Raw genomic sequence first — 24,712 nt, forward strand, 5'->3', positions numbered from 1 at the left:
AGAGCCCGAAGTCTACGAAGTGCGCGATTCGAAAGGCTGGTGGTGGCGGCATCCGCGACCGCCCGTGCATAACTCCTCAGAATCGGGCGTCGCCGCCCCGATTCCGGCCCGAAACTCCCCGGAACGCGCGTTCTCTCCGGAGTTATGAACCGCACGCCTCCGGCACCCGTTACGTACCCGGATTTCGAATCGCTCACTTTACAGTTCTGAGCGCCGGAAACGACGAAGTGAGCGATTCGAAAGACGGACGACGGATGCCGCCTCACACCGCCGCGGTCGAACCCCGCTCCGTGAGCACGAACGGCAGATCGGCGGGCGGCACGGAGCCCACACCGAGTCGCGCGAGCACCGTCGCGGCCGCCCGCTCGCCCTGCTGCAGCGGGAACTGATCGACCGTCGTCAGCCCGAAGATCTCGCCGAGCTCGTGCCCGTCGATGCCGATCACCGAGAGGTCCTCCGGCACCCGCAGCCCGTGATCCCGCGCCGCGAGGATCGCCCCGATCGCCATCTCATCGGATGCCGCGAACACCGCGGTCGGCCGCGAACCGTCGCCCGTCAGCAGTTGCGTCGCGGCGCGCAGTCCGCCCGCGATCGTGAAGTCCGCCGCCACCACGAGTGACGGGTCGACCGGAATGCCCGCATCGGCCAGCGCCTCTTCGAATCCCCGGCGACGGTTGGTGGGCACGTGGAACTCGTTGTCGAACTCGGGTCCGGCTCCGATGTACGCGATCTCGCGGTGCCCCAACCCGATCAGGTGCTCGGTCGCGAGGCGGGCGATGCCGAGCTCGTCGACCGTGAGCGTGTCGAGCGTCGGATGCGGTCCGCCGATCGCGATGATCGGCAATCCCAGCTCGAGCAGCCGCCGCGTCTCGTCGTCGTCGAGCCGGATCGACACGGCGATCACGGCATCCACTCCCTGGCGTCGCAGGAAGGTGTCGAACACGTGCCGCCGCGTCTCGCGATCGGGGGTGATGTTGTAGAGGGTGATGTCGAAGCCGGCACGCATGAGCGCCGACGACACCCCCGACAGCACGGTGCTGAAGAACCAGCGATCGAGGTACGGCACGATCACGCCGACCGTGCGGGTGCGCCCGGAGGCCAGGCTCGACGCGCGCGACGACACCACGTACCCGAGGCTCTCGGCGGCGCCCAGAACCCGCGCCCGGGTGTCGTCCGACACCTTGCCGCGCCCGCTCAGCGCGCGTGAGACGGTCGCCGTCGAGACACCGGCCAGTCGTGCCACGTCGTCGATGCTCGCCATCGCGCCACCTTTCGAAAGGGAAGATCGGATGCCGGGGCCGCACGCGAGCGCGACCCCGGCGAGAGCGGGTCAGCCCCGCGTGAACCAGACCGTCGTGTCGACGGGAAGGCCCGACCCCGCGAACGGCTGGCTCTTCACGAGGAACGTCGCGTCGGCCGGCAGCGCGAGCGGTGCGGTGCCGAGGTTCGCGACCACGTGCACGTCGCCGCGGCGGAAGGCGACGGCATCCGCACCGAAGTCCTCCCAGATCAGCGAACCCGATCCGAAGCCGTGCGACCGGCGCAGCGCCAGCAGCTCGGTGTAGAGGGAGAGCGTGGAGCTCGGGTCGGCGGCCTCGACGTCGCGCGCGTAGGTCGCCCACTCGTCCGGCTGCGGGAGCCACGACAGACCGGTCTCGTTGAAGCCGAAGGCCGGGGCGTCCGCTTCCCAGGGTAGCGGCACGCGGCATCCGTCGCGTCCGTACCGCTCGTGCTTCGTGCGGAACCAGGTCGGGTCCTGGCGGTACTCGTCGGGGATCTCCATGGCTTCCGGCAGGCCCAGTTCCTCGCCCTGATAGAGGTACGACGAGCCGGGAAGCGCGAGCATGAGGGTCGTCGCCGCGCGGGCGCGGGCGAGGCCGATCACGGCGTCGGGCTTGTTCGGGGTTTCAGGTCCGATGCCCTCGCCCTGCGGGTTGTCGACGGTGAGTGCGAGGCGTGAGGCGTGGCGCACGACGTCGTGGTTCGAGAGCACCCAGGTGCTGGGGGCGCCTACCGCGCCGAAGTCGTCGAGCGATTCGCGGATGACGTCGCCGAGCGCCTTCGCGTCCCACGCCGTCATGAGGTACGGGAAGTTGAAGGTCTGGTGCATCTCGTCGGGGCGCACCCACAGCGAGGTCTTCTTGAGGGTCGGCAGCCAGGCCTCGCCGCAGAGGGCGCGGTCGCCGTCGTATTCGGCGAGCAGCTTGTGCCAGTCGCGGTAGATGTCGTGCACGCCGTCCTGGCCCCAGTACGGCACGTTCGCCTCGCCACCGCCCATCGAGTCGGCGTCCGTCGGCGGGGTGTAGTCGGGCAGGCCGTCGGCCTTGATCATGCCGTGCGCCACGTCGACGCGGAACCCGTCGACGCCGCGGTCGAGCCAGAAGCGCAGGATGGAGCGGAACTCCTCGCGCACCTCTTCGTTGGTCCAGTCGAAGTCGGGCTGGGTGGCGTCGAAGATGTGCAGGTACCACTGGCCGAGCGTGCCGTCGGCTTCGGTGACGCGCTGCCACATGCCGCCGCCGAAGACCGACTCCCAGTTGTTCGGGGGGAGTTCGCCGTTCTCGCCCTTGCCGTCGCGGAAGATGTAGCGGGCGCGCTCGCGGCTGCCGGGGGCTGCGGCGAGAGCCTGCTGGAACCACACGTGCTGGTCGGAGGAGTGATTGGGCACCAGGTCGACGATCACGCGGATGCCGCGGGCATGGGCTGCCTCGAGCATGGTGTCGAAGTCGGCCAGGGTGCCGAAGAGCGGGTCGACGTCGCGGTAGTCGGCGACGTCGTAGCCGGCGTCGCGCTGCGGGCTGGTCATGAAGGGGCTCAGCCAGATCGCGTCGACTCCGAGGTCCTTCAGCGAGTCCAGCCGACTGGTGATGCCGGGGAGGTCGCCGATGCCGTCGCCCGAGGCGTCGGCGAAGGAGCGGGGGTAGATCTGGTAGATGACGGCGCTGCGCCACCACTCGGATCCGGGCGCGGCGAACTGTTCGATTTCAGGCATCCCCCGAGCCTAGTGCAAGCGCTTGCATTCGCTCGCACGTCGCCGGCCGGGAGTACTCTGACGGCACCATCACAAGGAGGCGTCGCCATGGTTCCCGAGGTCAACTACTGGGCCGTTCTGCTGGCCACCCTCTCGAGCATGATCGTGGGCTCGATCTGGTACTCGCCGAAGGTCTTCGGCACCCGTTGGTCGAAGCTCGCGAACGTTGACATGGATCGCCCTGCCGCCACCGCGGTCTGGCCGATCATCACGACGGTGATCGTGAGCTTCATCACCGCGTGGGTGCTCGCCGGAGCATCCGCCATCGCCTGGCATTTCTACGGCGGATCCTGGTTCTGGGGCGCCGTGATCACGGCGGTCACCTTGTGGGCGGGCTTCACGGCGGCGCGCTTCATCACGCACGACGCCTTCGAGGGGCGGTCGACGCGGCTGACCACGATGAACATCGGGCACGAGCTCGTGACCGTGGTCGTGATGGCGGCGATCATCGGGGTGTGGCCTCCGGCGATGACCGTGTAGCCCGCGCGAGGCCTGGCCGGTTATCCACAGATTTGGGTATACCGGTTCGGGCTTTCTCCCCGTCGCTACGCTGGCTCGGCACCGACCTGCGGTGCGCAGCGACAGGGGGTCGGGGTGAGCAGGATTCAGGCGGATGCCGGAGTCGACTATCGGGTGGATCCGGACGGGGTCCTCGGGTTGATGGCGGCGCTGGATGCACTCGGCGGGGATTTCCAGTCCGCGCATCGCGAGATTGACAGTGCGGCGGCGGACGGGCCCGCATCGCTGACGGTCGACGGGCGACGAGCGGTCGCGAACGCCTGGCGCACTTTCATGGAGGACCGCCGCATCGTGCCCGGCGCCGTCATGTACTCGATCAGCGCATCGGCGAAGGGGGTGGGCGATGCCACCGTGGTGATCGTCACCGGCGATGAGCAGATGGCCCAGGATCTCGTCGCGGCGAGCTTCGGTGTGGACGTCGTCCTATGAGCGCGGTACGCAGCGAACTGCCGCTGCTGCTCGACCCGACGACGCTCGAAATGCTGGGGACCCAGGTGTTCACCGCCGCAAGCACCCTCGCCAACGCAGCGAACGAGGTGAACGACCAGTGGAAGCGACTGCCCGAGGTGTTCGTCGTCGAAGACGCCGGGATCGCAGAGACGATGCTCGACGGTCCCGCGACGACTGCGGCGGAATTTCTCGAGGCGATGAAGTCGGCACGCCGGGTGCTCGACGAGTTCACGGCGACCACGATCCCCGCGTTGCAGAAGCGGCGCGACGAACTCGAAGCCCGCATCGTGACCGTGAACCAGGAGCACGAGACGGCGCAGTCCGGGCTCGAATCGGCGAATGCCGCGTATTGGCGGTCGTACGAGACCGACCCGGTTTCCGACTCGACGCGGCTCGCGGGCGAGGCGCAGACCGACGCCACGGATGCCTGGAACGATGCGCAGAATGCCGTCATCGCCCTCGAAGCCGACATCCGCGTCTTCCGTATCGACGTCGAAGCGGCCGAGGACTTCCTCGCCTCGGATCTGAAGGGGATCAGTGGAGGAGACGATCCGCGCGGAGCCTGGGGCGTGCCGGTCACCAGCACACAGAGCTCTTGGGGTGATACCTCCGCGCCCTACCCGGGCGGTCCCGTGCACGATGAGTCGTTGGCCGACCGACTGCGGGGAGACATGTCGGATGCCGTGGCGGCCCGGATCGCGGCGCTCGGTCGGGAGAACCCCGACGAGGTGAAGACGTGGCTCGACGCGCATCCGGACTTCGCGGGCACGGTCGGCTTCGTCGACGTCGAGCGCGCGGGCGACCTCTGGGATCAGCTCGTGAACGGTTCGGTTCGGGGCGACGACGGGGCGTGGACGTCGGGTCCACTCGCGGTGCTGCTCGGATCGGCGCCCGCGCTCATCGGCAACCTCAACGGCATCCCCGCGGGGGCGAAGGATCAGTTCAATCGGGCGGAGTTGGGGCGGCTGCTCGATGGGGAGTTGACGGAGGATCAGCGGGCGAAGTTGGAGAGTGTACAGGATCTGCTGAATCGTGGCGGGCAGAACAACAACCCCGACATTGATCTCTTGTCGCTCTTCCTCGAGACGAATGACGCGAGTCCACGAGTGAGCCTCGGATTCGGCGATGTCGACTCGGCTGACCAGATCACAACGCTCACTCATGGCATCGCTACCGACACGGGGCAGGTCGATGAGTGAGCGGAGAGTGCAGCGGCATTGCAGCGCACTACAGCACAGGAGCTTCTGCAGCGTGGTTCGTCGGCCGACACCGCGGTCGTCCTCTTCATGGAATGGGATTCGGGAACGCCGGGCAACGTCTGGGGACTGGAGAGACCGAAGGAAGGGGCGGAGCGGCTCGCGCAGCTCCTGCACGGGTTCGCGGCGACGAATCCCGGCGTCCAGCTCGACCTCGGCCTGCATTCCCTCGGAACCACGATGGGCACCGAGATGATCGTGAGCAATCCGGGGCTCGTGCAGAACGCCTGGCTCTACGGCTCGGCCGGTGTCACCGAGAGTACGGCGCGCGATCTGGAGAATCTCATCCGGCGCAATGAACTGAACCTGTTCGTCACACACGCCGATGACGACATCATCGCGCCGGTGGGACGCGTGGAGCTCTCCACGCACGACGTCGACCCGCGCACGGTAGCCGGAGCTGAGGAATTCAGTTCCGATGGCGGGTGGGTCGATGGCTACGGGAGCGGCGAAGGCGAGTGGGGCATGCGCGTCGAGGGCCACAACTCTCAGGCGAGCACCGAGTGGTACTACCGGATCGACGGCGTCATCGTCGTGCCGCCCTCACCGATCGTTCCGGGACCGATGCTTCTTCATCTTCTCGACGACGAGGCGATCGGATACCTCGACCCGCGCTCGGAGTCGTTCAAGCGGACGGTCGTCGAGCTCGCCGACGCGATCGTCCTTGCGGACGGAGTGCGGGGATGAGTGGGTCGAGACGCCGATCGATCGCGGCGATCATGATCGCTTCTGTGTTGATGACGAGTGGATGCGGGGCCCCGATGACGGAGGAAGAGTTGTTCGAGCAGGCGCGTGAGGTGAACTTCGCGTACAAGGCTCCGGTTGCGGACGTGCAGGTGAGTGTGTTCGACGGTGAGTGGCAGATCTGGGATTACGGTGATGCGCCGAAGAAATGTGGGGGCGATCAATACAAGTACGCGATGACGCGAACGACACCGGAAGGGTGGCGACTCGATAGCACCCCATTGGAGTTGGCGGAGGATGTGGCGGCGTGGTTGGACGAGAACGGGTGGTCGGATATCAAGACGCGGGGGTATTCGGGGGAGATCGCGGATGTTGTCGTCGAGGCGGAGTATCCGGAGAAGTACGTCGATCTTCTGATCGTGGATATCAGCCCGGGGGAGGTGTTCGACGCGGTGACGGTCTCGGCGACGTCGATGTGCCAGCCCGGGAGCTGGCGCGAGCTCGTCAGAGAACAGGTCCCCGGCTTCGCGGATAACGATCCGATCGAGCTCCACGACGATCGAAAGGCGGAGCAACCGACAGCGCCGTTGAGTTTCGGGTTCAACGATGACGGCACGCCGCGGTTCTGGGACGACGGCGAGTGACGCGGTCTCGGCGGGCGATTCTTGTTGCTGTGTCAGCAGTGCTCCTCGCATTCGGTCTGAGTGGATGCGGGGCCCCGATGACGGAGGAAGAGTTGTTCGAGCAGGCGCGTGAGGTGAACTTCGCGTACAAGGCTCCGGTTGCGGACGTGCAGGTGAGTGTGTTCGACGGTGAGTGGCAGATCTGGGATTACGGTGATGCGCCGAAGAAATGTGGGGGCGATCAATACAAGTACGCGATGACGCGAACGACACCGGAAGGGTGGCGACTCGATAGCACCCCATTGGAGTTGGCGGAGGAGATTGCGGCGTGGTTGGACGAGAACGGGTGGTCGGATATCAAGACGCGGGGGTATTCGGGGGAGATCGCGGATGTTGTCGTCGAGGCGGAGTATCCGGAGAAGTACGTCGATCTTCTGGTCGTCGATATCAGCCCGGGACAGGCATTCGATTCCGTGACGATTTACGCGACTAGCACATGCGAACCCGGTGACGCGCATACGATCTCGACCATGCGGCGTCCTGGTGACGGTGAGCGTGAGAAGTTGCCGGCTTCGGAGCATCCGACGGCGCCGCCGAGTTTCGGGCATACCGAAGACGGCAAGCGACGGTTCTGGGACGACGGCGAGTGACGCGGTCTCGGAGGGCGACTCTTGTTGCTGTGTCAGCAGTGCTCCTCGCATTCGGTCTGAGTGGATGTGGGGCCCCGATGACGGACGAAGAGTTGTTCGAGCAGGCGCGTGAGGTGAACTTCGCGTATAAGCACGCTGTCGCCGCTGTGCAGTTGGAGATCTTGGATGCTGGTTGGCAGATAAGTGCGTACGGGGATGCGCCGTGGGCGTGCCCGGGGGATGCGTCGAGGTACGAGTTCGATCTGACGCGGCGCACGCCGGAGGGGTGGCGGCTAGACGGGACGCCCCTGGAGTTGGCGGAGGATGTGGCGGCGTGGCTGGACGAGAACGGCTGGTCGGATATCAAGACGCGGGGGTATTCGGGGGAGATCGCGGATGTCGTGGTCGAAGCGGAGTATCCGGAGAAATACGTCGATCTTCTGATCGTGGACATCAGCCCCGGCGAGGTGTTCGACGCGGTGACGGTCTCGGCGACGAGCACCTGCGAGCCGGGCGATTACCTCGACATCGTTCGAGACCAGGTCCCTGGCTTCGCAGATAACGATCCGATCGAGCTCCACGACGAACGGAAGACCGAACACCCGACAGTGCCGTTGAGTTTCGGGTTCAACGATGACGGCACGCCCCGCTTCTGGAACGACAACGAGTGATCCCCCGCCCCTGAAATCCTTTCTCATACACGAGCAGAAACTGTAAGAAATCCCCTTCCCTCTCGCGCTCGGATTTGAGATGATCTTCGCGTGACCCTCGGGTCGCCCGTGTGATCCCCCGCACACGTGTCCTCTGCGAGAGGTCCCCCGCATGTCTCGTCCCCCACGCCGCGCCATCGGCTGGACGGTCGCCGTCGCGCTCGTCGCCACCGCTGTGCTCGCCGGCGCGGCATCCGCAGCCTCCGGCGACCTGACCACCACTGACGAAGCATCCGACCCCACTGCACCGGAGCCCTCCGTGTCGATCGCCCTCGCGTATGAGTTCCTCGACGCGCGCACCGACCAGTTCTGCGACGGCGAGGGCATGTGCCTGCCGCGCAGCTACGAGGGCGGGTTCTTCACCACCCCGAGCTGGGACTTCACGCCGTCGTTCGTCTACGACGACGCCCTCGTCATCATCGCCTACACCGCGCGTGGACTGCCCGACGACATCCGCCGTGCCGAGAGCATCGGCGAGGCCCTGCTCTTCGTTCAGGAAAACGACCCGATCGGTGACGGGCGCGTGCGCACGCACTACGAGCCCCACGGCATCCGTCAGGGCCGCATGGAGATCACCGGACCCGGCACGTTCACCGGCAACCAGGCCTGGGCGGGCCTCGCCCTCACCCGCCTCTTCCACGCCACCGGCGACCAGCGCTACCTCGACGGTGCGCTCGACATCGCGAACTGGATCCAGACGAACACCGCCGACATGGTGCGCGCCCCCTACGGCTACACCGGTGGGCAGACGGATGCCGGTGACTCGCTCCTCTGGAAGTCCACCGAGCACAACGCCGACATCGCCGGATTCTTCGGGCAGCTCGCCCAGCTCACGGGTGACACGGTCTGGGCCGATCGCGCCGCGGTGGCCGCGGACTTCGTCGCCGCGATGCAGAGCGCCGACGGGCACGTCGACACCGGCACGCTGCTCGACGGCAGCACGGTCAACACGCGCCCGATCCCGCTCGATGCGCAGACCTGGACCTCGATCGCCACGGGCGACCCCCGCTACGACGCTGCGCTCGACTGGACGCTCGCGAACCTCATCGGCACCGACGGTCCGTACACCGGCCCCGGCATCAGTGACGTCGACACCTCGAAGGTCTGGTTCGAGGGCGCCGGGCACCTCGCCCTCGCCCTGAAGCTGCGCGATGCCGCGGGCGATGCCGCCTACGCGGACATGCTGCTCGACAGCATCCGCCTCGGTCAGCGCGATGCGGAGAACGGTGACGGCAAGGGAATCGTCGCGACCTCGACCGACGGCCTCGACTCCGGCTTCGGCGACCTCTACTACGCGAGCCTGCACACCGGCGCCACCGCCTGGTACCTGCTCGCCGCTGCCGGCGACAACCCCTTCGCCCTCCCGGCCGACTGAGTGGCGGCATCCCGCTTTTGAATCGCTCACTTTGCGACCTTCGGGTGCCGGAAACGGCAAGGTGAGCGATTCAAAAACCCTCCCGCGTCGCCGACGGCGATGGGTGGCGACACTCCGGGGCTCGAAGGACGGATGCCGGACGCTGCGGTCGAATCCCTCCGACATCTGCCTCAGCCTTCGAATCGCTCACCTTGCGACTTTCGGGTGCCGAGAACCGAAAAGTGAGCGATTCGAAAGCCGGGGAGGACACCCCGGAAGGGTGTCGGAGCAAAAGAGAGGGGGCGGATGCCGAAGCATCCGCCCCCTTCGTCGAAGAAGTTACGCGGCGACGCGGGCGACCGCGGCGATCGCGCTCGTGAAGAAGGCGATGCCGTCGATGCCGGAGCGCATGGCCGCCGCGGTGTCGGGGCCGAAGCCGGCCTCGGTCGCGTGCTCGGGGTGCGGCATGAGCCCCACGACGTTGCCCGCCTCGTTCGTGATGCCGGCGATGTCGCGCAGCGAACCGTTGGGGTTGACGCCCGAGTAGCGGAAGGCGACGAGACCCTCGCCCTCGATGCGGTCGAGGGTCTGCTCGTCGGCGATGTAGCCGCCGTCGGCGTTCTTGAGCGGGATGATGATCTCCTGCCCGCGACGGAACTCGTTGGTCCACGCGGTGTCGGAGTTCTCGACCGTCAGCTTCTGGTCGCGACGGATGAAGTGCTGGTGGCTGTTGCGGATGAGTCCGCCGGGCAGCAGGTGCGACTCGACGAGCATCTGGAACCCGTTGCAGATGCCGAGCACGGGCATGCCCTTGGCTGCGGCATCCTTGACCTCGGCCATGATCGGCGACAGCGCGGCGATGGAACCTGCCCGCAGGTAGTCGCCGTAGCTGAAGCCGCCGGGCAGCACGAGGGCGTCGACACCCTCGAGGTCGTGCGCACCGTGCCAGAGGGCGACGGGCTCGGCGCCGGCGATGCGCACGGCGCGCTGCGCGTCGCGGTCGTCGAGCGAGCCGGGGAAGGTGACGACCCCGATGCGTACGGTCATTCGACGACCTCGATGCCCACGACGTCCTCGATCACGGAGTTCGACAGCACCTCGTCGGCGATGCGGGTCGCCTCGGCGAGCAGCTCGTCGGTGACTTCGCCCTCGACCGTGAGCTCGAAGCGCTTGCCGATGCGGACATCGGAGAAGCCCTCGACGCCGAGGCGTGCGAACGCTCCGGAGACGGCCTTCCCCTGCGGGTCGAGCAGTTCGGACTTGGGCATGACGTCGACGACGATGGTGGGCATGAACGGCTCCAGAAGTCGCGGGCAGGAAGGCGCGTCCAGTCTACCGCCACGTCTCGGGGCGGATTCGCCGCCGGGCGTGGCGTACAGGAGCGCGGCTCAGGCGTGGAAGACGGTGTGCAGATCGCCGATGAGCTCGCGGCCGCCGAGGCCGTCGATCTCGAAGAGCACCGAGATGCCGACGACGTGGCTGCCGAGCTCTTCGACGAGCTTGCGGCCGGCGGCGAGGGTGCCGCCCGTGGCGAGAACATCGTCGATGAGCAGCACGCGGGAGCCTGTGGGCAGGTCGTCGTGCATCTCGATCGTCGCGGTGCCGTATTCGAGGGCGTAGTCGACGGATGCCGCGGGGCGGGGCAGCTTGCCCGCCTTGCGGATCGGGATGAGTCCGGTGCCCGCGGCGATGGCGGCGGCGCTGGCGAGGATGAACCCGCGGGCCTCGATGCCGGCGATCACGTCGAACTGCCCGGCGAACGGTTCGATGATGGCCTCGGTCGTGACGCGGAGGGCTTCGGCGTCGGCGAGCAGCGGCGTGATGTCGCGGAAGATGATGCCGGGTTCCGGGTAGTCCGGCACGTTGCGGATCAGCGACTGGGCGCGGACGAGGGCGGGGGAGAGTTCGGCTTCGGGCACTGAGCAAGGGTACTCCCGGTCTCGACGGTGACGAAAACGGATGCTCTTGACAACCATGGGAGCGCTCCCATATCGTGACGGAAACGTCATGGGAGCGCTCCCATCGAGGAGCCCACGGCTCATGCACCATCCCGACGCACCACCGCACCCGCACCACCACCGCACCACCTCACAAAGGAGTGAACTGTGAACGCACGCGCCCGCCATCGGGTCCTCACGACCGCAGCCGTGGCATCCGTCTCGGCCCTCGCCCTCGCCGGCTGTTCCACCGGCGGCGGAGACGAGGGCGGCTCGAACGCCGACGAGGAGATCACCCTCACCGTCACCACGTTCGGCACCTTCGGCTACGACGACCTGTACAAGGAGTACGAGGACGCCCACCCGAACATCACCATCGAAGCCACCAACATCGACACCGGCGGCAACGCCCGCACCGACGCCTTCACCAAGATCGCGGCGGGCTCGGGCCTCAGCGACGTCGTCGCGATCGAGGAGGGCTGGCTCGGCGCCGTCATGGACGTCTCCGACACCTTCGTCGACCTGCGCGACTACGGCATCGAGGACCGCAAGGACGACTGGGTCGACTGGAAGTACGGACAGGCGACGGATGCCGAGGGCCGCGTCATCGGCTACGGCACCGACATCGGCCCCTCGGGCATCTGCTACAACGGTGCCGCGTTCGAGGCCGCCGGTCTTCCGAGCGACCGCGAGTCCGTCGCCGAGCTGCTGAACGGCGACTGGGAGAACTACTTCCAGGTCGGCGCCGACTACACGGCCAAGACGGGCAAGGCCTGGTACGACCACTCCGGCTTCGTCTGGAACGCCATGGTCAACCAGCTCGACGAGGGCTACTACACCGCCGACGGCGAGCTGAACGTCGAGGGCAACGACGAGCTGCAGGAGCGCTTCGAGCTGCTCGGCGCGGCGACCGAGGGCGGCCAGTCCGCCGCGCAGACCGCGTGGGACTGGAACGGCGGCAAGTCGTTCGTCGACGGCACCTTCGCGACCTTCGTCTGCCCGGGCTGGATGCTCGGCGTCGTGCAGGGGCAGGTCGAGGCCGGCGGCGGCGACGCGTCGACCGGCTGGGACTTCGCCGACGTCTTCCCCGGCGGAGCGGCGAACTGGGGCGGTGCGTTCCTGTCGATCCCGGAGTCCTCGCAGCACAAGGAGGCCGCGGCCGAACTCGCCGACTGGCTGACGCAGCCCGAGCAGCAGGTGAAGCAGTCGGCCGCCGCCGGCAACTTCCCCTCGACGATCACGGCGCAGGAGACCCTCGCCGCTGACGCGACCCCGAACGCGTTCTTCAACGACGCCCCCACCGGCGCGATCCTCGCGGAGCGCGCGAAGGGCGTGGTCGCGCAGTTCAAGGGAGCCGACGACTCGGTGATCCAGGAGAACGTCTTCGGCCCGGCGCTCAGCGCGCTCGACCGTGGCGAGACCGACACCCAGGGCGCCTGGGATCAGGCCATCTCCCTCCTGAACGACCTGGTCGGCTGACCGGCCCTTCGCCCTTCGTCTCGTCGCTGGCGCTCCTCGCTCAGGGACCGGTGTGTCCGGTTCCTGAGCGAGCGGGGACCGGTGTGTCCGGTCCCTGAGCGAGCGGAGCGAGACGAAGGGCCCACCGATCAAGGAACCCCATGACTCTCACCGCACCGCCCGCGCAGCAGCGGGTGGCGGCATCCGATCCGACAGCGGATGCTCCGCCGAAACGCTCCTGGCGCCATCGCGTCTCGCGATTCGACCAGAACGCCTCGCCGTACTTCTACATCTCGCCGTTCTTCCTGCTGTTCGGGCTGGTCGGTCTCTTCCCTCTGCTCTACACGGTGTACGTCGCCGTGCACGAGTGGGATCTGCTGAAGGGCGAGGGCGGGTTCGTCGGCTTCGGCAACTTCGTCGAGATCCTCGGCGACGCGATGTTCTGGAACTCGATCTTCAACACGCTCAGCATCTTCCTGCTGTCGGCGATCCCGCAGCTCGCGGTCGCCCTGACGATCGCGTACCTGCTCGACCGCGGCCTGCGCGCGCCGACGTTCTGGCGCATGAGCGTGCTCATCCCGTTCGTCGTGACCCCGGTCGCCGTCGCGATCATCTTCTCGAGCATCTTCAACGAGGCCGACGGTCTCGCGAACAACCTGCTCAATCTCATCGGCATCGCCGATCAGCAGTGGAAGCACGACACCGCGCTCTCGCACATCGCGATCGCGGTGATGGTGAACTTCCGCTGGATCGGATACAACGCCCTCATCCTGCTCGCGGCGATGCAGGCCGTGCCGCGCGACCTCTACGAGTCCGCGGCCCTCGACGGAGCGGGTGCGGCCCGACGCTTCTTCTCGATCACGATCCCCACGATCCGCCCGACGCTGATCTTCGTCATCATCACCGCGACGATCGGCGGGCTGCAGATCTTCGCCGAGCCGCGGCTGTTCGACGTCTCGACCGCCGGCGGCATCGGCGGCAGCGACCGGCAGTTCCAGACGACCGTGCTGTTCCTGTGGGAACTCGCCTTCTTCCGGCGCGATCTCGGCGAAGCATCCGCCGTCGCCATCCTGCTGTTCCTGTTGATCGTCGGTATCGGCGTGATCAACTTCCTGATCTCGCGCCGGATCTCGACCGGGGATGCCGGGCGCAACCGCGCCACCCGCCGTCGCGCCCGTGCGACCGCCGCCCTCGAGGAGGACGCCCGATGACCGCGACCATGGCACTGAGCGTGCCCGAGAAGATCCGTCGTCGCCGGGGCAGCGCCCTCGGCAACGCGGGCATCGGCAGCCGTCCCGGCTTCCTCACCTACGGCCTGCTGGCCGCGTTCGTCATCGGCAGCGTCTATCCGCTGTGGTGGTCGGTCGTGGTCGCGAGCGGCACGAACGCCACGCGCGGCGAGACCCTGCCGCTGATCCCGGGCGGCAACTTCCTCGCCAACGCCGCCAAGGTGTTCGACGCGATCCCGTTCTGGCTGGCGCTGGGCAACTCGTTCCTGATCTCGGGCATCATCACGATCTCGGTCGTGACATTCTCGACCCTCGCCGGCTACGCGTTCGCGAAGCTGCGCTTCAAGGGTCGCGACGGGCTGATGGTGTTCGTGATCGCGACCATGGCCATCCCGACGCAGCTCGGCATCATCCCGCTGTTCATGCTCATGCGCGAGCTCGGCTGGACGGGCTCGATCGGGGCCGTGATCGTGCCGACGCTCGTCACCGCGTTCGGCGTCTTCTTCATGAGGCAGTACCTCGTCGACGTCATCCCCGACGAGCTGATCGAGGCCGCGCGCGTCGACGGCGCCAACCAGTTCCGCACCTTCCTCACGGTCGGCATCCCCGCCGCCCGCCCCGCGATGGCCATCCTCGGGCTCTTCACGTTCATGACCGCATGGACCGACTACCTGTGGCCGCTGATCGTGCTCTCTCCCTCGAATCCCACCCTCCAGACCGCGCTCAGCCAGCTGCAGTCCGGTTACTACATCGACTACTCGATCGTGCTCGCCGGTGCGGTGCTCGCGACCCTCCCGCTGCTCGTGCTCTTCGTGGTCGCGGGCAAGCAGCTGGTCAGTGGCATCATGGCGGGCGCGGTGAAAGGATGACTCCATGACCCGTGCTTTCCCCCAGAACTTCCTGTTCGGAGCCGCGACGGCGGCCTATCAGATCGAGGGGGCGGCGTTCGAGGACGGGCGTACCGCATCGATCTGGGACGCGTTCTCTCGCGTTCCCGGAGCGGTGATCAACGGCGACAACGGCGACGTGGCGTGCGACCACTACCACCGGTACCGCGACGACGTCGCGCTGATGAAGAACCTGGGGCTGCAGACGTACCGCTTCTCGACCTCGTGGTCGCGGGTGCGCCCCGACGGCGGCGCGGTGAACCCGGCGGGTGTCGACTTCTACAGCCGTCTCGTCGACGAACTGCTCGCCGCCGACATCCTGCCGTGGCTGACGCTGTACCACTGGGACATGCCGCAGGCGCTGCAGGAGACGGGCGGCTGGACGAACCGCGACACCGTCGGTCGCTTCCTCGAGTACGCAGGCACCATGCACGACGCGCTCGGCGACCGGGTGAACGTGTGGACGACGCTGAACGAGCCGTGGTGCTCGTCGTTCCTGTCGTACACGGGTGGGGAGCACGCGCCGGGTCACACGAGCGTCGCCGAGGGTCTGCTCTCGGCTCACCACCTGCTGCTCGCCCACGGCGAGACGGTGCGCGAGCTGCGCGGTCGCGACGCCTCGCTCAACCTCGGCGTCACGCTCAACCACACGGTCGCCGACCCGGCCGACCCGACGAACCCCGCCGACGTCGACGCCGCGCGCCGCATCGACGGGCAGTTCAACCGCTGGTTCCTCGACCCCATCTACCGGGGCGAGTATCCGGCCGACATCGTCGAAGACATCCGGGCGGTGGATGCCGAGGCCGTCGCGACATTCGAAGCGGCGATCCACGACGGCGACCTCGCCACGATCTCGCAGCACATCGACACGCAGGGCGTGAACTACTACCACGGCGACCTCGTCTCGGGCGCGGTGCCCGAGAACGCCGCGGTCGAGAGCGTGCCCGACACCGAGCGCAAGGTGCGCAGCCCCTACCCGTCGTTCGAGAACATCCACAACGTCGAGCGTGGCCTGCCCCGCACGGCGCAGAACTGGGAGGTGCAGCCCGAGGGCCTCACCCGCCTGCTGCAGCGCGTGTGGACCGAGTACGCGCAACCCGCCGGCACCGTGCTCTACATGACCGAGAACGGCGCCGCCTACGACGACGTCGTGGTCATGGAAGACGGCGAGACGCGCGTGCACGACGACGACCGTGCCGAGTTCCTGCGCCTGCACCTGGCCGCGGTGCTCGACGCGGCCGACACCGGCGTCGACGTGCGCGGGTACTTCTACTGGTCGCTGTTCGACAACTACGAGTGGGCGTGGGGCTACGACAAGCGCTTCGGCATCGTCCGCGTCGACTACGACACCCAGGAGCGCACGCTCAAGGACTCCGCGCGGGAGTACGCTCGCATCATCGCCGCTCGCTCTCTCTGAGACCGGGCGGCGAGGGCGGTCGGAGCATCCGATCGCCCCGCTGGATCGGAGGAGAGCTGTGTCGCGAGCGACGATCGAAGAGGTGGCCGCTGCCGCCGGGGTATCGCGGTCGACGGTGTCGCGCGTCGTCAACGGGTCGACCTCGGTCAGCCCCGAGGCGCTCGCCGCGGTGCACGACGCCATCGAGCGGCTGAACTACGTGCCGAACCGCGCGGCGCGATCGCTCGCGTCGCGGCAGACCCACGCGATCGCCCTGATCGTGCCCGAAGACACCACACGATTCTTCGGCGACCCGTTCTTCGCGGCGATCGTCGCCGGCATCACCGGCACGCTCCGCAGTTCCGACTACCTTCTGAACCTGCTCATCGCGAGCGACGACCCGGGCGACAAGATGACCGGCTTCGTGCGCAACGGCGGCGTCGACGGCGCCTTGCTCGTCTCGCACCATACGAGCGACGCGTTCATCGACAGGATCGCGGATGCCGTGCCGGTCGTCTACGGCGGACGGCCCGTGCGCACGCGTGAGACCGACTACGTGGTCGACGTCGACAACGTGGCGGGTGCGCGCGAGGCGGTGCGCCGCCTGGTCGACATCGGCCGCACCCGCATCGCCACGATCTCCGGACCGCTCACGATGCTCTCGTCGATCGATCGCGTGCAGGGCTTCCGCGAGGCGCTGGCGGATGCCGGACTCACGCCGTTCGCCGAGGAGGAGGGCGACTACAGCGAGGCCAGCGGTGCGGATGCCGCGCGGCGCATCCTCGCGGCCGGGCGCCCCGATGCGATCTTCGTGGCGAGCGACCTGATGGCCCGGGGTGCGCTGACGGCGCTGCGCGCCTCCGGTATCCGCGTTCCCGACGACATCGCGCTGGTCGGGTTCGACGACTCCTCGGTCGCGCTCAGCTGCGACCCGCAGCTCACCACGATGCGCCAGCCGATGTACGCCCAGGGCGAGGCGATGGCGCAGGTGCTGCTGTCGCGGCTCGCCGGGGAAGAGCCGCCCCGCACGACGATCCTGCCGACCGAGCTCGTGGTCCGGGCATCCGCCTGATGAGTACGGAGCACCTGGCTGCGAGCGACCCGAACGCCCCGCCGCACGTACTGGCTGAACTCGCCGGTCGTCGGTGGGACCTGCATGGACTGATCGCAGCGAACCCGGCCACGCCGTCCGAACTCGCCCAGTGGATCCGAGCAGTCAATCCCGGTGTGCCGGCGGGGCAGGCATCCCCGCCGCCGTACCCGATCGCGCCCGCAGTGCCATCGGCGACAGCGCCCTGGCCGGCCCCGCCTGCTCCTCGACGCCATGTGGTGGGCGGTTGGCTCGCCGGGTGCGGCTGCCTCGTCGTCGTCGCGATCGTCTGCCTCGTCGCGTTCACGGGGATCGGCGCATCGCTCCTCTCCGGTGGGACGACCACGGCGGACCGCCCCTCGTCCGGCGACGCACCCGCGACGGGGTCGGAGATCGACGCGCAGCTCGCTCTCTACGATGAGGAGCGCGCGAGGATCGACGAGCTCTCGTACGAGTTCGACGGCTCCCCCGTCGCCTGGCTCGTCGCGGACTTCGAGTGGCTGTTCCGGCAGGACGAGAAGATGGCCGACCCCGATCTGAACGAGTACACCGCGCAGACGATCGCCGCCCAGACGAAGACATTCCGAGAGGGGCTCGAGGTCAGCGTCGCCGAGGCGCAGGCGCGGCGCACGAACGCGAGCGGCTCCGTCACCGAGGGAATCGTGGATGCCGCAGGCAAGGGCTTCGTCGACATCCAGTGGGATGCGGCGACCGCGTGCCGGGCCGATGATCGCGAGAACTGGCGGACGACGGGCTGCATCACCAAGGAGGACTCCCTCACCGTGCACTTGCTCCCGGAGAGCGAACTCGGCGAATGGGCGAGCAAGTTCACGGTCGTGCACGAACTGGCGCACGTCTACCAACGCGCGGACAACGCGAGTTACCTGGAGAACGACGGTGACTACAAGGCTCTGCTCGAGCAGGGCCTTTTCCAGGGCAGCGAAGAAGTCATGGCGGACTGTTTCGCTCTCACCTACTACGACCTGTGGACGCTCGACAACGACGGCTCCACCACGGGGTACGGGTACGTCTGCCAGGAGAACGAGCGTCAGGAGATCCGGGAGTGGGCGGCAATGCTCAACGCCCCGCTCGGCTGACGAACGCCGAGTATCGAAACGGGGTTGCCGAGCCTGTCGAAGCACCCGCTCTCGATGTGAACGGATCACCGGGTTGCCGATAGCATCACCGGATGCGTAAGCGGTCACGACTCAGCCCGGGGAAGCAGTCGCTTCTGATGGTGATCGGGTGCGGCGGGCTCTTGGCGGTGGTCTGGCTGGCGACCCTCGTGGTCCCGAGTCCGCCGCGGCCCCTGCTGGAGGAGGCGGTCGCGAAGATCGAGGGGCACTTCGACCGGATCGAAGAATCGATCGCGGCGGGCAGCATCATCGAGCGCTCGGAGGAGGTTGCTGAACAGGCCTGCCCCATCGAGGAACGTGGTGCTCAAGCGAGAGTCCAGCGAGTTCTCGACGTCGACCCCGACCTGGATCGTGTGGCGTGGGCGGCGGCCCTCGGCGGGACGTTCCCCGAAGCGGACGGCTGGGTCGTGCGGGTCAGGACGCTCGATTCGCGCGCGAATCTCGGCATCCGCATCGTGGGTCGGGACCTCACCATCATCAACATCACCGCCACCGATGCCAGCGGTGAGGCGCGAATCACACTGCGCTCCACGAGCGAGTGCAGCCGATCCGCCTGAATCAGTGAGGCGGCGACGGATCCCGGGGCCCGGAGTTCGGCCCGATGGGGCCTCGCGGGGTAGGGCCCTTGAACACGGGTGGGTTCCCGTCGCCCCCTCAGGTACAGGAACCCACCCGCGAGTCTCAGAGGCCGCCGAACAGCGTGAGTGCGGTCACACCGGCCGACAGCAGCACGATCCCGGCGGTGCTCGCCACCGCCAGCACCGAGATGCCGTGCCCGCCGAGGCGCTGGCCGCGAAGCCCCACCGAGACTCCGGCGCGCGCGGCGAGCTCACCCGCGGCGTCGTCGCGGTAGAGCTCGGTGCGTGCGGTGAAGCGGCGGTGGAACTCCTCGGCGAGAACGAGGGCTGCGGCCATCGTCGCCGGGCGATCGAACCGGGTGCTGCCCGGCAGGTACATGTACAACCGGTCGGAGACGAGCTCGATCTCGGCACCGCGTCCGAGGTCGAGCAGGCGCGCCATCAGGTCGGGCGTGAAGATGTAGAGTGCGTCGGTCTGGTACCCCTCCGGCACGATCAACCGGAACACCTTCGCGAACTCGCCCTCGAGGTCCATCCGGGCTGCGCCCCGCCCGAGGCCCAGCGTCGACACGATGTTGCGCCGCCGGTTCGCCAGCACGATGTGCGGCACCGACGACGGCAGCGGTAGCTCGATGAACGCGAACGGACGCTGCACCGTCGCGCCCTCCTGGCCGCGAGACAGCGAGTGATGGATGCCGAGCTCGAACGGCATCCGCGGGTCGTCGCCCGCGACCACCGCCCGTTCCTGCCCGCGCAGCACGCGGGCGAAGGGCGCGCCGGGACGGCGGGTGTGCTCGAGGCGATCCGCGTACGCCCAGCCGTTCTGCCAGGCGAAGGCCGCGATCTTGACGCGGCGGCCGAGCCCCACCGCGAACCACACGAAACCGACGGCGCCGAGCAGCGTGTAGCCGATCACGAACACCGCGAGGATCGGAGCGACCGCCAGGATGTCGGTGCGTCCGAGGAACCACAGGCCCACGAGCATCGCTGCCGCGAACAGCAGCACGACCACGAGCAGGAACACGAAGCGCCGGTGCAGCGGGGTCTTCGTGATCCGCTCGAAGGCGACGATGTCGCGGATGCCGGCGCTGCGCTGCAGCGGAGCGAGGTCGACGGCTACAGCGTCCACGGCAGCGTCGCCCACGGACCGTTGCGCGTTTCGGTCGCCGCGGCCTTGAAGTCCGACCATCCGTCGCCGAACTTCTCGAACGACTTCTCGTCGACGCGGCCGTCGGACCAGTGCATCACGCGACCGGCGAGGTAGCTGAGGCCGAAGTCGGCCCACGACGAGAACGCGGGTCGCGCCTCGGCGTTGATCGTGTGGATGATCGAGCGCGCCTCGGGCACGTCGCCGTGGCCGAGGGCGACGCCCCAGGTCGCCATCGCGACGGCCTGGCCGATCGCGTAGCCGTCGAGGGTCTGCACGAACAGGCCCGGCGTCACGATGTCCTTGCCGACGCGCTTGCGCACCTCCGATTCGATGTACTCGATCGCGGTGACGAACGTCTTGGCGTCGCGCTTGTCGCCACCCTCCTCGACGATGGCGGCCAGCCACTCCTTCGACTTCGGCGCACGGCCGAGTCGCTCGGCGAGGGCCGTGCGCACCGCGAGGTACAGCACCCAGACCTCGCGCCGACGGCGCACCGTCGTGAGCCGCTCGATGTTCGCGAGCCACTCCTCACGCGTGTGCACGCCCCACTGCTCGACGAGCACGGACTTCTCGGATGCCCCGAGGCCGCTCGCGGTCGGGTCGTTCCAGGGACCCGACGGCAGGTTGCGGATCTGCAGGAAGCCCAGGGCGATCTCGTTCGCCTCGGCATCCGTCGTCGAGAACTTCTCGGACGGCTTCACCTTCGCCGCGGGGATGAGCCAGAGCACGAGGAAGAAGAGGGCGACGGCGCCGACGATCGCCCAGACCCACCACTGGCCGACCAACCAGCCGACGATGGATCCGAGGTCGTTGAAATCGACGCGGGCGGAACGATGCATGGAGACTCCCCAGAGAAATTCTTAAGTTGAATGTACATTCAGTGAGTAATCTATAGGGCGGGGACGCACGCAAGTGCAATTTGGGGGCGATGGGGAAGTGAATTTCAGATGGCGCGATCAGAAGAACAGAACCGGATAGCGCGCGAACGCGCCAAGGAGGTCATCCTCCAAGCGGCGATCGAAGTGTTCGAGGAACGCGGCGTCTCCGGCGCCAGCATCGCCGAGATCACCAAACGCGCCGGGGTCGCCCAGGGTCTCGTCAGCTACCACTTCGGCGGCAAGGACCAGCTCATCGCCGCCGTCATCGACCGGTGGTTCACGACGTTGCTCGAGCTGCCGAACGTCGAGGGCACGCCGGACGAGGTGCTCGCCTCGATCATCGACAGCGTGTTCCAGGCGACGGCCTACGCGGTCCCGCTGCAGCGCGTCGTGCTGGCGATCCAGCAGCAACCGGCCACGCACCGTCTCTTCGCCGAGTCGGAAGACCGCTTCAGCGAGCAGGTCACGATGGCCGAAGACGCGGTGCGCAACCTGTTCCGTGCGCGCGGGGCCGCAGATCCCGGCCTCGAAGAGGTCATGTTCCGCAGCGTGCTCGAAGGCGTTTTCGTGAAGTACTCCGTGTACCGCGACACGTACCCGCTCGAGGATGCGCGCCGGTGGGTGCGCCGGCTCTACGGGCTGCCCGAGCCGACGGTGCCGCTGCCGCTGGACGTCGCCCCGCGCGAGGGCGAGCCGCGCCCGCGCGCCCGCGGCGGCGTGAGCGACGGGGTTGAGTCCGCCGGCTGAGTGGAGTTTCTCGGGCGGGGGCGCTTCGACAGGCTCAGCGACCCAGTCCGGCAGTGTCCGGTTTCCGCACGGGCTCCCTGAGTCTGTCGAAGGGTCCCGCCCCGCATGACTGGGTCCCTGAGCTTGTCGAAGGGTCCCGCCCCGCAGAAACCCGAAGGTCCCGGATGCTTCTAGGCGAAGCATCCGGGACCTTCTGTCATGCAGGCCGGCGTCAGGCCGGGTCGCCGCCCAGCGGACCGACGGGCTCGAGGGGCTTGGGGTCGTCGGCGCCGGTCTTGCGCGCACGGGCGATGAGGTTGCCCACGTGGTAGATCAGCAGGGCCGCGACGGTGCCGAGCACGATGCCGCCGAACGCGAAGTCGCCGAGGTTCATCGAGAATCCGGCGATGCCGATCACGAGCGACACCGCGGCGGTGTACTGGTTCACCGGACGCGAGAAATCGACGCGGCTGTCGACCCAGATCTTGATGCCGATGATGCCGATGAGGCCGTAGAGCGCCGTGGTCGCGCCGCCGAGCACGCCGGCCGGGATCGAGTTGAACACCTCGCCGACCTTGGGCGAGAAGGCCAGCAGGATCGCGAACAGGCCTGCGACCCAGTAGACGGCGGTCGAGTAGACGCGGGTGGCGGCCATGACGCCGATGTTCTCGCCGTAGGTCGTGGTTCCCGAGCCGCCGAAACCACCGGCGATGGTCGTCGCGACACCGTCGGCGATGAGCGCGCGACCGGTCTGCTTGTTGACCGCCGGGTCTTCGGTCATGGTGGCGACGCCGCGCACGTGGCCGATGTTCTCGGCGACGAGCACGAGCACGACCGGCAGGAACATCGCGATCGTCGACCACGTGCCGGGGGCGACGAAGTCGGGGAACTGGAAGTCGGGCAGGCCGATCCAGGATGCCTCGGCGATCAGCTCGTTCGGTGTCTTGCCGCCGCGCAGTGCGTTGGGCACGTCGAAGGAGCCGTTGAACGCGGCCCAGATGAAGCCGACCGCGACGCCGAGGAAGATCGAGATGCGGCCGAGGAAGCCCTTGAACAGCACGGCGAACACGATGATCGCGACGAGGGTGATCGTGGCGGTGATCGGGTCGAGGCTGTAGTTGTTCCACGCCGTCGGAGCGAGATTGAAACCGATGAGCGCGACGATCGCGCCGGCGACGACCGGGGGCATCAGGGCGTCGACCCAGCGCAGGCCGGCGAACTGCACCACGAGACCGACGAGGGCGAGCAGGATGCCGACGGCCACCACTCCGGCGAGGGCCGAACCCGTGCCGCCCGCGGCGACCGCGGCGGTGATCGGCGCGATGAACGCGAACGACGAGCCGAGGTAGCTGGGCAGCTTGTTCTTGGTGATCAGGAGGAAGAGCAGGGTGCCGACACCGCTGAACAGCAGTGTGGTCGAGACGGGGAAGCCCGTCAGAGTGGGCACGAGGAACGTGGCGCCGAACATCGCGACGACGTGCTGTGCGCCGATCGCGATTGTGGCGGGCCAGTTCAGACGCTCTTCGGGGGCGACGACGGCGCCGGCTTCGACGGTGCGGCCGTTGCCGTGGATCTTCCACAGGGGCATGCGGGCTCCTCAGGGATTCGGGGTGGGGGAGTGCTGGAGCAACACTACCGATTCCTGAGTGTTCCCTGGGTGCCCGGGAGTCTCGTGGGGAACGCTTCGACAGGCTCAGCGACCCAGTCGGCTCACGACGACGACCACTGGGTCCCTGAGCTTGTCGAAGGGCCCCGCGGCTACGCGCCGAGGCGGTCGATCAGCTCGCGGTACCGGTCGGCCGTGCGCGAGACGATGTGCTCGGGCAGCACGGGCGGCTCGCCCTGCTTGTCCCATTGCGACGCGAGCCAGTCGCGCACGATCTGCTTGTCGAAGCTCGCCATGCGCTGACCCGGAGTCACACCGGTGCGCCAGGCTTCGGCATCCCAGTACCGCGACGAGTCGCTCGTGAGCACTTCGTCGGCGAGACGGAGCACGCCCTCGGCGTCCGTTCCGAACTCGAACTTCGTGTCGGCGAGGATCAGGCCCTTCTCCTCGGCGATCGCGGCGGCGCGCGTGTAGAGGTCGAGAGAGACGTCGCGCAGTTCGGCGGCGCGCTCCGGGCCGACCAGCTCGACCGTCTGCTCGAAAGTGATGTTCTCGTCGTGCTCGCCCATGGGCGCCTTGTACGCGGGGGTGAATAGTGGCTCGGGCAGGCGGTCGCCGTTCTTCAGGCCGGCGGGGAGGGGGATGCCGCAGACGGTGCCGCTCTCCTCGTATTCCGCCCAGCCGGACCCCGTGATGTATCCGCGCACGACGCACTCGACGGGTAGCATCTCGAGCGACTGCGCGAGCATGGCGCGGTCGGCGACGGCATCCGGGATCTCGCCCTCGGCGAGGTGGTTCGGGGTGTCGAGCTGAGCGAACCACCAGCGACTCAGTCGCGTGAGCAGGGCGCCCTTCTTCGGGATGCCGGGCGACAGCACGAAGTCGAACGCGCTCACGCGGTCGCTCGCCACCACGAGGATGCGGGTGTCGGCCGGATCCTCCGAGGCGTACAGGTCGCGGACCTTGCCCGAGTAGAGGTGGCGCCAGCCGGGGATGCTCTGAGACGTGCCGTCTGAAGGAGTGCTCACCCGCCCCATTATCCCGGTCGGCGGACGCGGCCGTGTGCCGCGACGATGTCAAGGGGAGTGGCGGATGCCGCGGCATCCGCGATCCTCGACCCGACCGAGTGGAGGATCGCATGTCGAAAGAGCTGTCGAAGGGCGACCGGGTGAGCTGGAACACCTCGCAGGGCCGCACCCGCGGGACCGTCGAGGAGAAGCGCACTCAGGACTTCGAGTTCGCGGGACAGAGGTTCACGGCATCCGCCGATGATCCCGCGTACATCGTGGAGTCGGAGAAGAGCGGAGATCGCGCTGCGCACAAGAGAACGGCGCTGCGCAGGTTGAAGGGCTGACGGCGCGCCCCCGCGCAGCGCCGTCAGCCCG

At 67.9% G+C, this 24,712-nt stretch carries 26 protein-coding genes; 17 read left to right on the plus strand and 9 right to left on the minus strand.

Annotated features, from left to right (window positions below; translation table 11 throughout):
- Positions 1-262: 262 nt before the first annotated feature.
- Positions 263-1,261, minus strand: a complete 999-nt coding sequence (locus ACFY9N_RS01720) for a LacI family DNA-binding transcriptional regulator (RefSeq protein WP_391476516.1) — start codon at positions 1,259-1,261, stop codon at positions 263-265.
- A gap of 69 nt (positions 1,262-1,330) precedes the next feature.
- Positions 1,331-2,992 carry a glycoside hydrolase family 13 protein gene (locus ACFY9N_RS01725; protein WP_391476518.1) on the minus strand — a complete coding sequence of 554 codons (1,662 nt, stop codon included), beginning with the start codon at positions 2,990-2,992 and terminating at the stop codon, positions 1,331-1,333.
- An 87-nt stretch (positions 2,993-3,079) separates the two neighbouring features.
- On the opposite strand from ACFY9N_RS01725, the gene ACFY9N_RS01730 reads away from it, so the two are divergent.
- The 8 genes from ACFY9N_RS01730 to ACFY9N_RS01765 all read left to right on the plus strand — a co-directional run bounded on the left by ACFY9N_RS01730 (position 3,080) and on the right by ACFY9N_RS01765 (position 9,277).
- On the plus strand, positions 3,080-3,511 hold the full coding sequence (locus tag ACFY9N_RS01730; RefSeq protein ID WP_391476519.1) for a DUF1761 domain-containing protein: 432 nt from the start codon (positions 3,080-3,082) through the stop codon (positions 3,509-3,511).
- A 153-nt stretch (positions 3,512-3,664) separates the two neighbouring features.
- Complete coding sequence (locus tag ACFY9N_RS01735) at positions 3,665-3,979, plus strand: DUF6507 family protein (RefSeq protein ID WP_391476521.1); 315 nt, start codon at positions 3,665-3,667, stop codon at positions 3,977-3,979.
- The gene (locus ACFY9N_RS01740) at positions 3,976-5,199 is read left to right on the plus strand and encodes a hypothetical protein (RefSeq protein WP_391476523.1); all 1,224 of its coding nucleotides are present in this window, start codon (positions 3,976-3,978) and stop codon (positions 5,197-5,199) included. The genes ACFY9N_RS01735 and ACFY9N_RS01740 overlap by 4 nt, the downstream gene beginning before the upstream one ends.
- Positions 5,200-5,217: 18 nt before the next feature.
- Positions 5,218-5,943, plus strand: a complete 726-nt coding sequence (locus tag ACFY9N_RS01745; protein WP_391476524.1) for an alpha/beta hydrolase — start codon at positions 5,218-5,220, stop codon at positions 5,941-5,943.
- Positions 5,944-6,017: 74 nt separating this feature from the next.
- Positions 6,018-6,584 (plus strand): hypothetical protein, encoded by a 567-nt coding sequence (locus ACFY9N_RS01750; protein WP_391476526.1) that lies wholly within the window; start codon positions 6,018-6,020, stop codon positions 6,582-6,584.
- A 77-nt stretch (positions 6,585-6,661) separates the two neighbouring features.
- Positions 6,662-7,213: a hypothetical protein gene (locus ACFY9N_RS01755; protein ID WP_391476527.1), complete on the plus strand. Its 552-nt coding sequence runs from the start codon at positions 6,662-6,664 to the stop codon at positions 7,211-7,213.
- 77 nt (positions 7,214-7,290) lie between these two features.
- A complete protein-coding gene (locus ACFY9N_RS01760; RefSeq protein ID WP_391476528.1) occupies positions 7,291-7,863 on the plus strand; it encodes a hypothetical protein in 573 nt (190 codons plus the stop codon).
- Positions 7,864-8,014: 151 nt separating this feature from the next.
- Positions 8,015-9,277, plus strand: a complete 1,263-nt coding sequence (locus ACFY9N_RS01765) for a hypothetical protein (protein WP_391476529.1) — start codon at positions 8,015-8,017, stop codon at positions 9,275-9,277.
- Between the two features lie 318 nt (positions 9,278-9,595).
- Here the strand turns inward: ACFY9N_RS01765 and purQ are convergent, their stop codons facing one another.
- From purQ to ACFY9N_RS01780, 3 genes are all read right to left on the minus strand, one after another.
- Positions 9,596-10,303, minus strand: coding sequence for a phosphoribosylformylglycinamidine synthase subunit PurQ (gene purQ, locus ACFY9N_RS01770; RefSeq protein WP_391476530.1), 708 nt, complete (start codon positions 10,301-10,303; stop codon positions 9,596-9,598).
- Entirely contained in the window at positions 10,300-10,548 is a 249-nt protein-coding gene (purS, locus tag ACFY9N_RS01775; RefSeq protein WP_247623653.1) for a phosphoribosylformylglycinamidine synthase subunit PurS, read from the minus strand. The genes purQ and purS overlap by 4 nt, the downstream gene beginning before the upstream one ends.
- 96 nt (positions 10,549-10,644) lie before the next feature.
- Positions 10,645-11,175: an adenine phosphoribosyltransferase gene (locus tag ACFY9N_RS01780; RefSeq protein ID WP_391476531.1), complete on the minus strand. Its 531-nt coding sequence runs from the start codon at positions 11,173-11,175 to the stop codon at positions 10,645-10,647.
- Between the two features lie 186 nt (positions 11,176-11,361).
- Here ACFY9N_RS01780 and ACFY9N_RS01785 point away from each other — a divergent pair, with 186 nt between their 5' ends.
- The 7 genes from ACFY9N_RS01785 to ACFY9N_RS01815 all read left to right on the plus strand — a co-directional run bounded on the left by ACFY9N_RS01785 (position 11,362) and on the right by ACFY9N_RS01815 (position 18,946).
- Complete coding sequence (locus ACFY9N_RS01785) at positions 11,362-12,672, plus strand: ABC transporter substrate-binding protein (RefSeq protein ID WP_391476533.1); 1,311 nt, start codon at positions 11,362-11,364, stop codon at positions 12,670-12,672.
- A gap of 140 nt (positions 12,673-12,812) precedes the next feature.
- The gene (locus tag ACFY9N_RS01790) at positions 12,813-13,862 is read left to right on the plus strand and encodes a carbohydrate ABC transporter permease (RefSeq protein WP_391476534.1); all 1,050 of its coding nucleotides are present in this window, start codon (positions 12,813-12,815) and stop codon (positions 13,860-13,862) included.
- A complete protein-coding gene (locus ACFY9N_RS01795) occupies positions 13,859-14,749 on the plus strand; it encodes a carbohydrate ABC transporter permease (protein ID WP_372491944.1) in 891 nt (296 codons plus the stop codon). The genes ACFY9N_RS01790 and ACFY9N_RS01795 overlap by 4 nt, the downstream gene beginning before the upstream one ends.
- A 4-nt stretch (positions 14,750-14,753) precedes the next feature.
- A complete protein-coding gene (locus ACFY9N_RS01800; RefSeq protein ID WP_391476536.1) occupies positions 14,754-16,184 on the plus strand; it encodes a GH1 family beta-glucosidase in 1,431 nt (476 codons plus the stop codon).
- 58 nt (positions 16,185-16,242) lie between these two features.
- The gene (locus ACFY9N_RS01805; RefSeq protein WP_391476537.1) at positions 16,243-17,235 is read left to right on the plus strand and encodes a LacI family DNA-binding transcriptional regulator; all 993 of its coding nucleotides are present in this window, start codon (positions 16,243-16,245) and stop codon (positions 17,233-17,235) included.
- The gene (locus tag ACFY9N_RS01810) at positions 17,235-18,350 is read left to right on the plus strand and encodes a hypothetical protein (protein ID WP_391476538.1); all 1,116 of its coding nucleotides are present in this window, start codon (positions 17,235-17,237) and stop codon (positions 18,348-18,350) included. Before ACFY9N_RS01805 ends, ACFY9N_RS01810 begins: the two co-directional genes overlap by 1 nt.
- Positions 18,351-18,442: 92 nt before the next feature.
- A complete protein-coding gene (locus tag ACFY9N_RS01815) occupies positions 18,443-18,946 on the plus strand; it encodes a hypothetical protein (protein WP_391476540.1) in 504 nt (167 codons plus the stop codon).
- A 124-nt stretch (positions 18,947-19,070) separates the two neighbouring features.
- Here the strand turns inward: ACFY9N_RS01815 and ACFY9N_RS01820 are convergent, their stop codons facing one another.
- Both ACFY9N_RS01820 and ACFY9N_RS01825 read right to left on the minus strand, forming a co-directional pair.
- Complete coding sequence (locus tag ACFY9N_RS01820) at positions 19,071-20,096, minus strand: hypothetical protein (RefSeq protein ID WP_391476541.1); 1,026 nt, start codon at positions 20,094-20,096, stop codon at positions 19,071-19,073.
- Positions 20,084-20,956, minus strand: coding sequence for a DUF1266 domain-containing protein (locus ACFY9N_RS01825; protein ID WP_391476542.1), 873 nt, complete (start codon positions 20,954-20,956; stop codon positions 20,084-20,086). Before ACFY9N_RS01825 ends, ACFY9N_RS01820 begins: the two co-directional genes overlap by 13 nt.
- Before the next feature lie 108 nt (positions 20,957-21,064).
- On the opposite strand from ACFY9N_RS01825, the gene ACFY9N_RS01830 reads away from it, so the two are divergent.
- Positions 21,065-21,742 (plus strand): TetR/AcrR family transcriptional regulator, encoded by a 678-nt coding sequence (locus tag ACFY9N_RS01830; RefSeq protein ID WP_391476543.1) that lies wholly within the window; start codon positions 21,065-21,067, stop codon positions 21,740-21,742.
- A 211-nt stretch (positions 21,743-21,953) separates the two neighbouring features.
- On the opposite strand, the gene ACFY9N_RS01835 is transcribed toward ACFY9N_RS01830, so the two are convergent.
- Both ACFY9N_RS01835 and ACFY9N_RS01840 read right to left on the minus strand, forming a co-directional pair.
- Positions 21,954-23,309: a uracil-xanthine permease family protein gene (locus ACFY9N_RS01835; protein ID WP_391476545.1), complete on the minus strand. Its 1,356-nt coding sequence runs from the start codon at positions 23,307-23,309 to the stop codon at positions 21,954-21,956.
- Positions 23,310-23,479: 170 nt separating this feature from the next.
- Positions 23,480-24,364 carry a phosphoribosylaminoimidazolesuccinocarboxamide synthase gene (locus ACFY9N_RS01840; protein WP_391476546.1) on the minus strand — a complete coding sequence of 295 codons (885 nt, stop codon included), beginning with the start codon at positions 24,362-24,364 and terminating at the stop codon, positions 23,480-23,482.
- Positions 24,365-24,465: 101 nt separating this feature from the next.
- Between ACFY9N_RS01840 and ACFY9N_RS01845 the strand changes: the two genes are divergently transcribed.
- Positions 24,466-24,681, plus strand: a complete 216-nt coding sequence (locus ACFY9N_RS01845) for a DUF2945 domain-containing protein (RefSeq protein WP_391476547.1) — start codon at positions 24,466-24,468, stop codon at positions 24,679-24,681.
- The last annotated feature ends 31 nt before the right edge of the window (positions 24,682-24,712 follow it).

This window comes from Microbacterium sp. NPDC008134 (assembly GCF_042957055.1).
Lineage (GTDB): Bacteria > Actinomycetota > Actinomycetes > Actinomycetales > Microbacteriaceae > Microbacterium.